13 protein-coding genes are annotated in these 12,405 nt (G+C 70.6%); 4 read left to right on the top strand and 9 right to left on the bottom strand.

Features of this window, described 5'->3' with window-relative positions:
- Nucleotides 1-10 precede the first annotated feature (10 nt).
- On the top strand, nt 11-2,731 hold the full coding sequence (locus MMF94_RS01700) for an MFS transporter (RefSeq protein WP_241034581.1): 2,721 nt from the start codon (nt 11-13) through the stop codon (nt 2,729-2,731).
- A 15-nt stretch (nt 2,732-2,746) separates the two neighbouring features.
- Here the strand turns inward: MMF94_RS01700 and MMF94_RS01705 are convergent, their stop codons facing one another.
- The 6 genes from MMF94_RS01705 to MMF94_RS01730 form a co-directional block, all read right to left on the bottom strand.
- Entirely contained in the window at nt 2,747-3,103 is a 357-nt protein-coding gene (locus MMF94_RS01705) for a hypothetical protein (RefSeq protein WP_241034582.1), read from the bottom strand.
- A gap of 131 nt (nt 3,104-3,234) precedes the next feature.
- Nucleotides 3,235-4,248, bottom strand: a complete 1,014-nt coding sequence (locus MMF94_RS01710; protein ID WP_241034583.1) for an LLM class flavin-dependent oxidoreductase — start codon at nt 4,246-4,248, stop codon at nt 3,235-3,237.
- A gap of 50 nt (nt 4,249-4,298) precedes the next feature.
- Complete coding sequence (locus tag MMF94_RS01715) at nt 4,299-5,549, bottom strand: MFS transporter (RefSeq protein WP_241034584.1); 1,251 nt, start codon at nt 5,547-5,549, stop codon at nt 4,299-4,301.
- A gap of 1 nt (nt 5,550) precedes the next feature.
- Nucleotides 5,551-6,534, bottom strand: a complete 984-nt coding sequence (locus MMF94_RS01720) for a substrate-binding domain-containing protein (RefSeq protein WP_241034585.1) — start codon at nt 6,532-6,534, stop codon at nt 5,551-5,553.
- A gap of 11 nt (nt 6,535-6,545) precedes the next feature.
- Nucleotides 6,546-7,328, bottom strand: coding sequence for a GntR family transcriptional regulator (locus tag MMF94_RS01725; protein ID WP_241034586.1), 783 nt, complete (start codon nt 7,326-7,328; stop codon nt 6,546-6,548).
- Nucleotides 7,329-7,332: 4 nt separating this feature from the next.
- On the bottom strand, nt 7,333-8,157 hold the full coding sequence (locus MMF94_RS01730; protein ID WP_241034587.1) for a creatininase family protein: 825 nt from the start codon (nt 8,155-8,157) through the stop codon (nt 7,333-7,335).
- Between the two features lie 74 nt (nt 8,158-8,231).
- On the opposite strand from MMF94_RS01730, the gene MMF94_RS01735 reads away from it, so the two are divergent.
- Both MMF94_RS01735 and MMF94_RS01740 read left to right on the top strand, forming a co-directional pair.
- Nucleotides 8,232-9,473 (top strand): NRAMP family divalent metal transporter, encoded by a 1,242-nt coding sequence (locus MMF94_RS01735; RefSeq protein ID WP_241034588.1) that lies wholly within the window; start codon nt 8,232-8,234, stop codon nt 9,471-9,473.
- A gap of 9 nt (nt 9,474-9,482) precedes the next feature.
- Nucleotides 9,483-10,313 (top strand): putative hydro-lyase, encoded by an 831-nt coding sequence (locus MMF94_RS01740; RefSeq protein ID WP_241034589.1) that lies wholly within the window; start codon nt 9,483-9,485, stop codon nt 10,311-10,313.
- Between the two features lie 22 nt (nt 10,314-10,335).
- Here the strand turns inward: MMF94_RS01740 and MMF94_RS01745 are convergent, their stop codons facing one another.
- From MMF94_RS01745 to MMF94_RS01755, 3 genes are all read right to left on the bottom strand, one after another.
- Nucleotides 10,336-10,716, bottom strand: a complete 381-nt coding sequence (locus MMF94_RS01745; protein ID WP_241034590.1) for a hypothetical protein — start codon at nt 10,714-10,716, stop codon at nt 10,336-10,338.
- A complete protein-coding gene (locus MMF94_RS01750; RefSeq protein ID WP_241034591.1) occupies nt 10,713-10,943 on the bottom strand; it encodes a hypothetical protein in 231 nt (76 codons plus the stop codon). The genes MMF94_RS01745 and MMF94_RS01750 overlap by 4 nt, the downstream gene beginning before the upstream one ends.
- A gap of 72 nt (nt 10,944-11,015) precedes the next feature.
- Nucleotides 11,016-11,363, bottom strand: coding sequence for an ArsR/SmtB family transcription factor (locus MMF94_RS01755; RefSeq protein ID WP_241034592.1), 348 nt, complete (start codon nt 11,361-11,363; stop codon nt 11,016-11,018).
- A 22-nt stretch (nt 11,364-11,385) separates the two neighbouring features.
- Here MMF94_RS01755 and MMF94_RS01760 point away from each other — a divergent pair, with 22 nt between their 5' ends.
- On the top strand, nt 11,386-12,153 hold the full coding sequence (locus tag MMF94_RS01760) for an SDR family NAD(P)-dependent oxidoreductase (protein ID WP_241034593.1): 768 nt from the start codon (nt 11,386-11,388) through the stop codon (nt 12,151-12,153).
- Nucleotides 12,154-12,405: the final 252 nt, after the last annotated feature.

Below are 12,405 nucleotides of genomic sequence, written 5' to 3' on the forward strand. Positions count from 1 at the left end.
GGACGACGGCGTGACCCGCAGCGTCGGTGAGGTCGCCGAGCGGCGCCGTAACGCGCTCGGCCTCAGTACCAAGGAGCTGTGTTCCGCACTGTTCGTGTCCGGACGTCGCGGGCCCGACGTCGTCGAGCACGACCTGGGAATGCTGTGCACCAGATTGGCCGGCGGCGTCCTCGATCCCGATGAGATCGCGTTCGCCGTCGGCCCGGGCATCGTGGTCGGCGCGTTGTCCGACGGGAGCAGGCAGCGTGCGGTCGCGTCCGGTGACAGGGGCGCGGCGTTGGTCGCGTCCGGCCGGCCGGATGTCTCCGGACGCCCGCTTCGAGCCCGCGAGCTCGACGCGAGGGAGTGGCCCCGGGGGGACGGCTTCCGAGCCGTTGCGGGGTACGCACCGCTGCACGATGCGGTGCGTACCCACCTCGCGACCTCCGGCGGTCGCGGTGTCGCCGTGGTCCACCGTGGCGTGCTCGTCGCCCAGGACTTCGCGCCGGGATTCGGCCCCGCGGTCCCCACCCGGGGCTGGGAGACGGCCACGACCTTGACAGCTCTGATCGTCGGGCGGCTGGTCCAGTTGGGACTGCTCGACCCCGAGGCCGCCCCCGTCCCGATCCCCGCCTGGCACGGCGACGGCGACGTGCGGGCGGACATCAGCGTCCTCGACCTGATCGGCCTGAAGAGCGGCCTGTCGGTCACGTGCTCCGAGGACGGTTCGGACGACATGCTGACCGACGCCGACGAGTACTTCGCCCCGTACTTCCGGCCGGTCTCTGTTGCCCAGATGGTGGGAGCGGCGCGCAGCGTGACCTCCCCGGGCAAGACGTTCTCCTACAAGAACATCGACCATCTCGCGGTGTCGCTCACGTTGCGCGAGATCCTCGGCCCGGACGTCCACGGCTTCCTCAGCGCCACGGTTCTTCCCGCGCTGGGGCTGTGGCACTCGGTGCTGGAGACCGACGCCGAGGGTGTGCCGCTGCTCTGCGGTGCCTGGTACACCACGCCGGGCGACCTGGCCCGGATGGGCGCGCTGCTGCTGGCACGGGGGCGGCCGGCCGGGGAGCAGGTGCTGCCCGGCGCCTGGGTCGACACGATGCTCACCGAGTCGGAGGCCTCCGGCGCCGGCCGCACGGAGGGGCCTGCTGCCATGTGCCACCCCTACGGCGCCTCGGTGTGGCTCAACCGCGACGCGCATCTCGCCGCCACCGCGCCGCACGTTCTACGCGCTCGGCAGCTTCGGCCAGGCGGTCTTCGTCCTGCCGGAGCAGGACCTGGTGATCGCCCGGACCGGGCTCGATCACACACCGGACCACAACCGACTGATCGGCGCGGTGCTGACCGCGCTGTCCCTCTGCGAGGTGTCACGATGACCGTCACCGCGAGGCTCGACCGCATTCCCTGGTCCTCTTATCAGCGCCGGGTGGCCGGCGTCCTGGCTCTGTGTTTCGCCTTCGAGCTGGCCGACATCAACACGTTCGCCTTCGCCGCTCCCGCTCTGCGCACCTCGCTCGGCATCAGCGTCAGAGAAGTCTCGGTGATCACGTCGGCCGGGTTCCTCGGGATGTTCCTCGGTGCCGCCATCGGGGGCCGCGTGGCCGAGCGGTTCGGCCGCCGCCGGTCGCTCCAGGCCTCGGTGGCGTGGTTCTCCGTCTTCTCGCTGCTGAACGCCGGGGCGTTCGACGCCGCCAGCCTGTTCGTGGCCAGGATCGCGACCGGCATCGGGCTGGGCGCGATGACGATCACCGCCATCACCTACCTGGTCGAGCTCGCACCGGCCACCCAGCGCGGACGACTGCAGTCGATCACACTGGCCATGGGACTGCTGGGCATCCCCGCGATGTCGTTTTTCGCGCGCGCAGTGATCGGAACCAGCCCCGAGGCGTGGCGACTGGTCTTCATCTTCGGAGGGCTCGGGCTGCTGCCGCTCCTGCTGATCCGCACGCTTCCGGAGTCGCCGCTGTGGTTGCTCGCGCGTGGCCGCACCGGAGATGCCGAGCGGGTGGTCGACGGCATCGAGGTCGAGGTGGCGCGCAAGCACACGCTGCCCCCGGTCATCGTGGAGCCTGCGCCGCCAGAGGCGACCGGCCGGACGAGCGTGCGGATTCTGTTCCAGGGCGCGCTGGCACGGCGAACGATCATGCTGATGCTGGTGTGGACGTTCCTCACCACCAGCTATTACGGGTTCGCCTCCTTCGCCCCGACCCTGCTGCACGAACACGGGTTCACCGTCACCGCCAGCGTCGGCTACTCGGCCCTCACCACGCTCGGAGCGGTGCCCGGCGCGCTTCTGGCCTGGCCGGTTGCCGACCGGTTCGGCCTGCGCGGGCCGGTTGCCGTGTTCGGCCTGGCGTTCGCCGCCTGCGGGCTCGCCTACGGGCTGACGTTCGAGCCCGTGGCGATCGTCGTCTTCGGCCTTCTCGTCTCGGCGCTGAACCAGACGCTGGTCGCGCTCATGTACTCCTACACCCCGCGGTTGTTCCCGAGCGGCGTCCGCGCCACCGGCACCGGCTTCTGCTACGGCGTCGGCCGCGTGCTCAACGCAGTGGGTCCCCTGGTGGTGGGGCAGATCTACCTGTCGCTCGGGTACGTGCCGGTCTTCGTGTTCATCGGAGCTTGTGGCGCGATGATCACTCTCTCCGTCGTGCTGCTGGCCCCCGCCCGGCAACGCATCGACATCGACAGAGACACGGACACCGGTACACGCATGCAAGCCGGCCCCGCTCGGCCCGCAACGGCCTGAGCGGGGCGCGCAGTCCTACTCGGCGAACTCGGGGAGTTTCAGCTCGTGAGCGCGCGACCATGTGAAACCGCAGCTCGGGCACCGGTAGTGGGCGTCGAGCCTGCCGCCCGAGACCACGGCCGCGTACGGCGCGGGAATCGGGACGGGGCCTGAGCACTCGACGCACGCGTCGGCGAAGGGGAGGGCGGCGCTCATCTCGCAGACGACCTCGAGCCACCGCGACTGCTCGAGTTCGTCGCCCGCGCGGCGGGACGCCTGGCTCAGCGCGTCGAGCGCCTTGCTCGCCTCCGCGTACTCCGGGAGATGGACGACGGCCGTGTGGTCGAACGTGTCGATTCCCGTGGGGTTCTCGGTGGTGACGCGCGGGGTCATGAGGGGTGGCCTCCAGGCGGGGAGCGTTGGGGGTGCACCTGATCTTTCCGACGCCGCAGCCGGATCGTTACTCGATGTGGGTTACCCGATCGAGGGATATTGCCGATGAACACGAGTCCGGTAGATGCGCATCACGCCCCGGTCGCCACGCGCTCCGCCGCCGCCAGACGCGGGCCGATGATCGTCCCGAAGGCCGTGACGTCGGCCGCCGGCAGGTCGTATCCGGTCTCCGCGGTGTGGGACGGGAAGAAGAACACCCGCTGCACCCCGGACTCCTCGTGGGCGCGCAGGAGTCGGTCGGCGCAGTACTCCGGCGGCCCGAACAGCCCGAAGGCGTCGCACACCCGCGCCGCGAGCTCCGGGGAGAGGTCCTCGGGCCGGTGGTCGGCGGGGATGTCGATCCCGGCGGCGTGCAGCCACCTCAGGTTGGCGACGCTCGGGTAGTCGAGGAACGGCTGGCCGGGGCGGAACCAGCGCCGCGGCCACTCCCGCGCCGTCTCGAAATCCTCGACCGCCGTGGGAACGATGAAGATCTCCTCCACCTCACCGGCCGAGCGACCGGCGCGCGCCGCCCCCGCGCGGACGTGCTGCCGAGCCGCCTCGATCCCGTCGGGGTGCAGCCCGACCAGCATCACGACGCCGTCGGCCACCTCGCCCGCGAGCTCCAGCATCTTCGGGCCAGCGGCCAGGATGAAGATCTTCGGGGCGGGTGCCGCCACGTTGTTCATCCGCAGCTCCTGGCCCTCCACCAGCGCAGGGTGCCCCGAGAGCAACAGCCGCAGAGCGGTCACCACCTCGCCCAGCTGCCGGCGCCGGGCCTGCGGTTTGCCCGCCTTCTCGACCGACAGGAAGCCGGGCGCGAGGGTGAGCATGATCCGTCCGGGCGCGATCTCCACCAGCGAGTTGGCGATCGCGGCGAGCACGAGCGGGTGCCGCGTGACCGTGTTGGTGGTGGCCGGGTAGAGCGTGAGGCGCTCGGTGGCCGCGGCGGCCAGGGTGAGCGCGGCGTACACGTCGCGGCCCGAATGGTGGTGGTCGTGGATGCCGACACCATGGAAGCCCGCGTCCTCGCAGGAGCGGATGAAGTCCATCAGCTCGGGTAGCGGGCGGCCAACGGGTACGCGGATGTCCACCTCTACGGCCATCGTTCTCCTCGTCATTCGTCGTGCCGGTTCGTCGTGATGGGCGAGCGGGGTCACTCGGGGAGCGGCTCGCCCTTGGTCTCGGGCAGGAACAGCACCGCGAGGATGCCGACCAGGTAGATCGGGGCGAAGATGGCCGCGGCCCGGCCGAACCCGCCCAGTGCGGTGGCGAGGCTGCCGGTGAGCACCGCGCCCGCCATCGCGATGTAGCGCGAGCCGCTGAACACCACGCTGATCGCCGTGGCGCGATGCCGTGTGGAGAAGAGCTCGGGTGTGTGCACCGTGTACCAGCTGTAGACGCCGCCGGTGAGGAAGCCCGCCGCCAGCTGGAGCCAGGTCGCGGCCACCGCGTCGTGGACGGCGAGGAACACGACCGGCACGATCACCAGGCATCCGACGAAGTACAGCTGGATGGAGGCCTTGCGTCCCCAGGACTCCGCGAGGAAGCCGAACGCGATGCAACCGACGATCTCGCCTGCGTTGTAGAGCGCGGCTGCCCAGCCGGTGAAGAACGCGATGCGGCTCGGGTCGTGGACGAGTCCGCCCACGAAGCTGGGTAGGTATGAGCTCACCGCCCACCACCCGCCGGTGATCGCGATGGACACCACCAGCGCACCGAGGAAGTTGCGGCGCACGCCGCGCTGGAGCAGATCGGCGATCGATGTCCTCGACCGGCGCCTGGCCCACATCGCGGATTCCGGGATGCGCCGCCGCACCAGCAGCACGAGCACCAGCGGCAGGATGCCGAACAGGTACATCCAGCGCCAGGACAGCTGCAAGGTGGAGCCCATCAGCACCCAGAGCGCCGAGACCAGGAGCCCGCCGACCGAGAAGCCCGCCTGCAGCAGGCCCGCGCCCTTGGCACGCCATCGTTGCGGCCACACCTCCTGAAGCAGGGAGGTGCCGACCCCCCACTCGGCGCCGATGCCCACGCCGGTGAGGAACCGCGCGATCCCGAAGATCCACCAGTTGCCCGCCAGGCCGGACAGCGCGGTGAACACGCTGTACACGACCACCGCGATGATCATCGTGCGCCGCCGGCCCAGCCGGTCGCCGACGATGCCGCCGATGATCCCGCCGGTCGCCCACCCGGCGAGCGTGATGGCCACCAGGTAGCCCTGGTAGGTGGGAAGGTTGTGCAGCTGCTCGACCGGCAGCAGCTCGGTGAGCGTGGGCCGGGCCGTGATCAGCAGGACGAACGTGTCGTAGCCGTCGGCCACCCAGAACACCATGGTCAGCGCGAGCACGCCCCATGCGCGGCGGTCGAGCCCGGCCTTGGGCTCGGCGAGGAGCTGTTCGGTCACGTCAGATCCGGGAGTCGGCGAGTGCGGAGGGTGCGAACAGCTCGGCCATGGCCGGCGGCTCGGACACCAGGCCCTGCTCGGCCAGGTAGCCGGCGAAGGTGTCGAGCGTCTCCCGGTTCGCGGCGTAGCCGTAGGACCACGGGTCATGGCCCAGGATCTCGGCCTGGCGTTCCAGCGCGTCGAGGAGGAAGGGAATCGTGTAGCGCAGGGCCGGGCGGTCCGCCGCCTGCTCGACCGCGATGCGTTTGGCCTCGCTGAACGCCTTGTACACACTGCGCACCACCCACGGATGGGCGCGGTGCACGTCGGCCCGCACCACCATCATGTGCATGATCGGAAAGATCCCGGTGCGGGTGAAGTACTCCGCCTCGCGCGCGGCGTAGTCGGGCCACAGCCGGCGCATCCGGGAACCGACGCGGAACTCCGCTGGCACACGGGCCGTCATCAGCGCGTCGATCGAGCCGTCGACCAGCGCCTGCGAGAGCGGCTGCTCGACGCGCTCGATGCGCACCCACTCGGGCAGTTGCGGCGTCCGGGGCTCCACGCGTCCCGGCTGCTCCAGCCCGCCCGTACACCAGACGATGCCGGAGGTGTCCACGTCGAAGTCGTGGCGCAGCAACGCCCTGGCCCACACCGCGGCGGTCAGCTGGTACTCGGGCACCCCGATGCGTTTCCCCGCGAGGTCACGGGCGTCGGTGATGTCGGAGTCCTTGCGCACGTACAGCGTGGAATGCCGGAAGCTGCGCGAGAGGAACACCGGCACCCCGACGAAGCGGTCGTCCCCGTTCGCGTGGGCGATGGCGTAGCTGGACAGCGACATCTCGGAGGCGTCGAACTCGGCGTTCGTGAGCATCCGCGAGAAACACTCCTCGGGTTCGAGCCTCACGAGGTTGAGGTCGATGCCCTCCGGCCGGACGCGGCCGTCGGCCAGCGGCCACACCCGGTCGTAGTCGCCGCAGGCGAGCGTCAGGGGAACGCGCGTCATGGGGTAGTTCCTCAATCGTCGAGATAGGTACGGATCACCGAGAACCGGAGGTACTCGTCGTTGACGTGCGCCACGGTGACGGCGACGGGCTGCTCGTCGGCACGGATGTGGATGTGCCGCAGCCGCAGCAGCGGATGGGTCGCGGGGACCCGCAAGGTCTCCGCCAGCGCGGGGGAGGGGAGCACGGGTCGTACCTCGGCCACCGAGTAGCAGACCGGCGGCCCGGCGTGGGCCTCGACGAACTCGAAGGTCGACCGGCGGGCGTCCAGGTGATCCGGCTCGTCGCCCAGCAGGTGGGCAGGCACGAGGTCGACGCTGTGCACCGCGGGCTCGCCGTTCGCGTCGAACACCCGCTCGATCCGCACCGCCTGCGCCCCGGCGTCGAGGCACAGCGCCGTCGCGTCGTCCTGATCCAGCTCGACGACCCGCTGGCCCACGACCCGCATCGACGGCTCGTACCCGGCGCGGCCGAGCAGGTCGACGAACGGGCCGGCCTCGGCGAGGTTGGCGCCGACGCCGAGCGCGTACCGGTTGATGAACGTGCCGCGCCCGTGCAGCCGGCGGATGCGTCCTTCCTGCTGCAACGCCTGCAGGGCCGAGCGCAGGGTGGCCCGGCTCACGCCGAGCGCGGCCGAGAGCTCCGCCTCGGACGGCAGCCGGAGCGTGCCGTTCGCGCCCAGCCTGATGACCACCTCGCGCAGCTGGTCGCGCACCTGCCGATAGCAGTCGGTGGTGATGGCCTCGACCTGCAGCAGCTCGGCGAGCGCCGCGTCACCGGTCTTCCTGATGGCCATGGGATCAGCCGTCCGACGGCTTCCCGATCGGTCCGTGGTAGCTCCGCAGCCACTCCACCAGCTCGGCGAGCCTGGTCACGATGTGGTCGTGGTAGCGCTTGCCCTTCTCCTCGGAGAGTCCGAGGGACGAGCTGAAGCTCCCGGTCGGGGTGAAGGCGCGCTGCTCCTCGCCCGACCAGATGATCTCCACGCCGTCCGGGGCGGGACCGAACAGATCGTTGCCCACGAACCCGCCGAACACCTCGTCGAAGTCCACGGAGGCATCGGTGAGGCGATCGGTGCGGATCTTGCCGGGGAAGCGGTAGTGCACGTGGGAGAGCTCGAGCTCACCGGCGTGGTGCTCGTTGGTCTCCTTGATCGTGGGCGCGCTGGAGCGGGCCAGATGCAGGGGATCGGCCACGGCGAAGAGCACCTGCGGCAGCTCCTCGTCGTGCAGCACACGCACCGCGCTGTTCAGAGCGGGAAGGTTCGAGCCCTTGTGCCCGTTGAGCAGGATGATCCGATCGAACCCGTGGCGCGCCAGGCTGCGGGCCACGTCCCGGATGAGCAGGGTGAGTGTGTCCGGGCGGATGGTGATCGTGCCGGGGAAGCCACCGTGGTGCGACGAGTCGCCGTACCAGATCGGGGGCGCCACGAGCACGCCCGTGCGCTCGGCCACGTCCTCTGCCAGCGTGATCGCGACATAGGTGTCGACGCCGAGCACACCGGCAGGCCCGTGTTGCTCGGTGCTGCCCACCGGCACGATCGCGATTCGATCGTGCTGGAGGTAGGAATCCACTTCTTCCCACGTCAGGTCCTGGATCCAGACCGACGGTCGGCTTCCCGTCATGGCACCTCTCACTCTTTAGGCTAGACGTCTGACGTCTAACCTAGACTCGCTCGCAGTCGCGAGCGAGGAGTGTGATGGACGGCTCTACCAGCACGGATGAATCCACCGGGGACGTGCCGCGCCGGGTGCGACTTCGGGTGCCCCCGTTGCTCGGTGCCGCCGTACTGATGGCGATGAGTGCCGCAGGCCCGGGCTTCATCACCCAGACCGCCTCGTTCACGGTGCTCTACGGCGCCTCGTTCGCCTGCGCGGTGGTGGTCTCGATGCTCATCGACATCGCCGTGCAGCTGAACGTGTGGCGGATCCTCGGGATCTCCGGGCAGCGGGCCCAGGATCTCGCCAGCAAGGTCTTCCCCGGCGCGGGCCAGATCCTCAGCGCGTTCGTCGTGCTGGGCGCGATCGTCTTCAACATCGGCAACGTCGCGGGCGCGGGCCTCGGGCTGCACGACCTGCTCGGCATCGATCCCCGGATCGGCACCGCGATCAGCGGCTGCCTCGCCATCGCGATCTTCCTCGGCAAGTCCGTCTTCACCGCGGTCGACCGGGTCATGGTGGTGCTCGGCCTGGTCAAGATCGGGCTGATCATCGCCCTCGTCGCCGTCACGGCTCCGCCCGTGGGTGAGGCGGTCATCGGCACCGTGGACCCGCAGGGCCTGCCGTTCCTGCCGATCCTCACGCTGATCGGCGGCACCGTAGGCGGCTTCATCACCTACTCCGGCGCCCACCGCCTCATCGACAGCGGGATCACCGGGGCCCGGAACGTCTCCCGTATCAACAGCGGGGCTCTCACCGGCATCCTGGTGGCGTGCATCCTGCGGATCGTGCTGTTCCTCGGGTTCTTCGGTGTGGTGGCCACCGGGGTGCATCTCGCCAACCCGAACGACGCGGCAGGCTCGAGCTTCCTGGCCGCGTTCGGCCCCGTCGGACTGCACCTGTTCGGACTGGTGTTCTGGGCGGCCGGGATGACGAGCACGATCGGCAACTCCTACACCACCGCCACCTTCCTGCGGTCCTACGCGGCCCCGATCCGCCGGCACATGAACCGCACGGTGATCGTGCTGATCGCGCTGGCCACCGTCGTGTTCGTCGCCGCGGGGCAGACACCGCAGTCGATGCTGGTGTTCGCCGGTGCGATCAACGGCCTCGTCCTGCCGATCGGGCTCGCCATCATCCTGTGGGTCGCGCTGCGCCGCCGCGACCTGATCGAGCGCTACCGGTATCCCACCGTGCTGCTCACCGCCGGCATCGCCGCCTGGCTGTTCACCGCCTTCGCGGCGGTCGTCTCACTGACTTCCATCGGATCGATCTTTCACTGAGGAAGCGCCATGACCATCCCAGCTCAATCCACTCCGGCACCGGCCCTCCCGGTCCCAGGCCCTGCCGCTTCCACGATCGGCCCCGCCGAGGCTCGTAGCCGCTTCCGCGCCGGCGTGCGGGTGCCGACCGCGGGCTGGGCGCCCGGCTACGCGCAGGCCAACATGATCGTCGTCCCGCGCGAGTACGCCTACGAGACGCTCCTGTTCGGACAGCGCAACCCCAAGCCGTGCCCGATCATCGACGTGACCGAGCCGGGCAGCCCCTACACCGCGCTGGCAGAAGGCGCCGACCTGCGCACCGACCTGCCCGCCTACCGCGTGTGGCGCGACGGCGAGCTGGTGGACGAGCCCGACGAGATCACCCGCTACTGGTCCGACGACCTCGTCGCGTTCCTGATCGGTTGCAGCTTCACCTTCGAGACGCCGATGCTGGCGGCGGGCATCGAGGTGCGCCACATCAGCCGGGGAAGCAACGTCTCGATGTACCGCACCAACCGGCAGTGCCGGCCCGCCGGGCGCCTGAGCGGCCCGCTGGTGGTGTCGATGCGGCCGATTGCCGCCGACCGTGTGGCCGACGCGGTGCGCATCAGCGGCCAGTTCCCCTCCGTGCACGGGGCCCCGGTGCACATCGGCGACCCGGAGGCGCTGGGCATCACGGACCTGTCCGCTCCCGACTTCGGCGACCCGGTCGAGATCCGCGACGGCGAGGTGCCCGTCTTCTGGGCCTGCGGGGTGACCCCCCAGGCCGCGATCATGACGTCCCGGCCGCCGTTCGCGATCACCCACGCGCCCGGGTACATGTTCATCAGCGACGTGCCGGACCACACCTACGCGGTCTGACGCGCCCGGTCGTTCGCTGCTGTCAGGGCAGCTGTTCGAGATCGACGCCGGCCAGGTCGGTGTCGATGTAGCGGCTGGCGTCCCTCGTGACCAGTGGCCACCCGCGATCCCGCGCGCAGAGCAGCGCGTGGGCCTCGAGCAGTTCGCCCCCCGCCCAGCCGACCGTGCGCGCACGCGCGGCGGTGAGGTCGTCGATGACGGCCACCGGTAACTGCAGCAGAACCTCCAGCACCGGACGGTCCTTCTCGTCCAGCAGCGCCCATGCTGCTGCCACCCCCGTGGAGGGGATCGAGAGCACAAGCCCTTCCTCGACGGCGGTCCACACCAGGGCGGCGGAGTACACCGACCTCCCGGAAGCGAACGCGACCACGGCTGAGGCGTCGAGCACACGGCCGCCGATCACGCGGACGCGAGTCCCAGGTCGCGGCGCACGGTGTCGAGCACCTCACGCGGTGGGCGTCCGCCGAGCACGCGCTCGAGCTCGGCCAGTGCGTGGGCCCGCGTCAGCTGGTTGCGCAGGGCGTCGGCGACGAACGCCGACAGGCTCTCTGCTGCGCCTGCGGCCACTGCTTCGCGGGCGCTGCTCAGTACGTCCGGCGGGAGACTTACCGTCACACGCTCAGCAGTCATACTCGGAGCTTACTTCAGTCATACCGCACGGCTTGCAGCGTTCCTCCGTCCGATACCGCGGCGGCGGTCCGCCTACGGCCGCCCGGCGGCGTGGCGGGCCCGCTGCACGCTCACGTCCGCCCCCACCCCGTCCGCCTCGGCCGCGGCCAGCACGCTCGCCAGCAGGCCGGGAAAACGTTCCTCGATCTCATCGCGGCGCAGGCGCACGAAGCAGCGCGTGCCTTCCTTCCGGGTGCAGGTGACTCCGGCGTCACGCAGGAGCTTCAGGTGGTAGCTCAAGGTCGACTTGGCGACCGGGGTGCGCAGGTCGCCCCATCCCTGCTCGGAGCCGTCGGCCAGCGCGCGGACCAACCCGATGCGCGTCGGGTCGCTCAGCGCGGTGAGCACGCGGGGCAACGTCATCTCGCCGGTCTCTTCCATGCGGCGATGCTACCTTCGTTCTATGGTCGACGAACATCGAACGAATTCCTTCGCCGGGCTGGCCGTGATCGTGACGGGGGCGGGTTCGGGTATCGGGCGGGCGGCAGCGCGCGCGCTCGGCGCGGCGGGGGCCGACGTCCTCGTCGTGGGCCGACGCCCCGACGCGCTGGACGCCACGGCGGACGGGCTCCCGTCGGTCGTCCCGTTCGCGGCCGACGTGCGGGCCCCGGACGCGGCCGGAGCGATCGTGGCAGCGGCCGCGGAGCGGTGGGGCCGGATCGACGTCCTGGTCAACAACGCCGGAGTGTTCGCGGCGATGCCGCTGGCCGACGTCACAGCGGAGGGCATCGCCGACCTCGTCGACACCAACATCACCGCACCGAGCCTGCTGGCCGCGGCTGCGCTGCCGTGGTTGCGCGAGAGCCGCGGCGCGATCGTCAACGTGTCGAGCACGTTCGGCCACCTGCCCGCCCCGGGCTTCGCCCACTACGGCGCGTCCAAGGCGGCGCTCGAACACCTCACGCGAAGCTGGGCGCTGGAACTGGCGCCGCACCGCGTGCGGGTGAACGCCGTCGCGCCCGGACCGACCGAGACCGGCGCCCTCACAGCGGCCGGGCTGTCCGAGGCGGTCATCGCCCAGGTCAAGGACGAGGAGGCCGCCCGCATCCCGCTCGGCAGGCGCGGTGAGGCCCACGAGGTGGCCATGTGGATCGTGCAGTTCGCCGACCCGTCGGCTGCGTGGGTCACGGGCCAGGTCCTGTCTGTCGACGGTGGGCTCGGGCTGACGTGACCGGGCCGGCACCGCTGCTGACATGTGGGTCGAGCGGGGTGCCTGGGAGGACGCGCTCGGCTGGCCGGCGCGGGGTGGACGAGCGGCGCGTTGGTTCGGTGGGGCGGGGCGGGGCGCTCGTTCGGCTTGCCGCTTGGTCGGGCGGTGTCATGATCACCGGTTTGGTTCCGGCAACTGTTGATGACACGGTTGCCGCTCCCCGATCGTTGATCATGGGGCCGGGTGGGCTGCTGGGCCGACCGGCCGGCTCGG

It is taken from the genome of Pseudonocardia alaniniphila, from assembly GCF_022524485.1.
GTDB lineage: Bacteria > Actinomycetota > Actinomycetes > Mycobacteriales > Pseudonocardiaceae > Pseudonocardia > Pseudonocardia alaniniphila.

Bases quoted from the DNA above. Each gene is read 5' to 3' on its own strand.
- MMF94_RS01705 (WP_241034582.1), bottom strand. From the start codon at position 3,103: ATGACCCCGCGCGTCACCACCGAGAACCCCACGGGAATCGACACGTTC.
- MMF94_RS01710 (WP_241034583.1), bottom strand. From the start codon at position 4,248: ATGGCCGTAGAGGTGGACATCCGCGTACCCGTTGGCCGCCCGCTACCC.
- MMF94_RS01720 (WP_241034585.1), bottom strand. From the start codon at position 6,534: ATGACGCGCGTTCCCCTGACGCTCGCCTGCGGCGACTACGACCGGGTG.
- MMF94_RS01725 (WP_241034586.1), bottom strand. From the start codon at position 7,328: ATGGCCATCAGGAAGACCGGTGACGCGGCGCTCGCCGAGCTGCTGCAG.
- MMF94_RS01730 (WP_241034587.1), bottom strand. From the start codon at position 8,157: ATGACGGGAAGCCGACCGTCGGTCTGGATCCAGGACCTGACGTGGGAA.
- MMF94_RS01735 (WP_241034588.1), top strand. From the start codon at position 8,232: ATGGACGGCTCTACCAGCACGGATGAATCCACCGGGGACGTGCCGCGC.
- MMF94_RS01740 (WP_241034589.1), top strand. From the start codon at position 9,483: ATGACCATCCCAGCTCAATCCACTCCGGCACCGGCCCTCCCGGTCCCA.
- MMF94_RS01750 (WP_241034591.1), bottom strand. From the start codon at position 10,943: ATGACTGCTGAGCGTGTGACGGTAAGTCTCCCGCCGGACGTACTGAGC.
- MMF94_RS01755 (WP_241034592.1), bottom strand. From the start codon at position 11,363: ATGGAAGAGACCGGCGAGATGACGTTGCCCCGCGTGCTCACCGCGCTG.
- MMF94_RS01760 (WP_241034593.1), top strand. From the start codon at position 11,386: ATGGTCGACGAACATCGAACGAATTCCTTCGCCGGGCTGGCCGTGATC.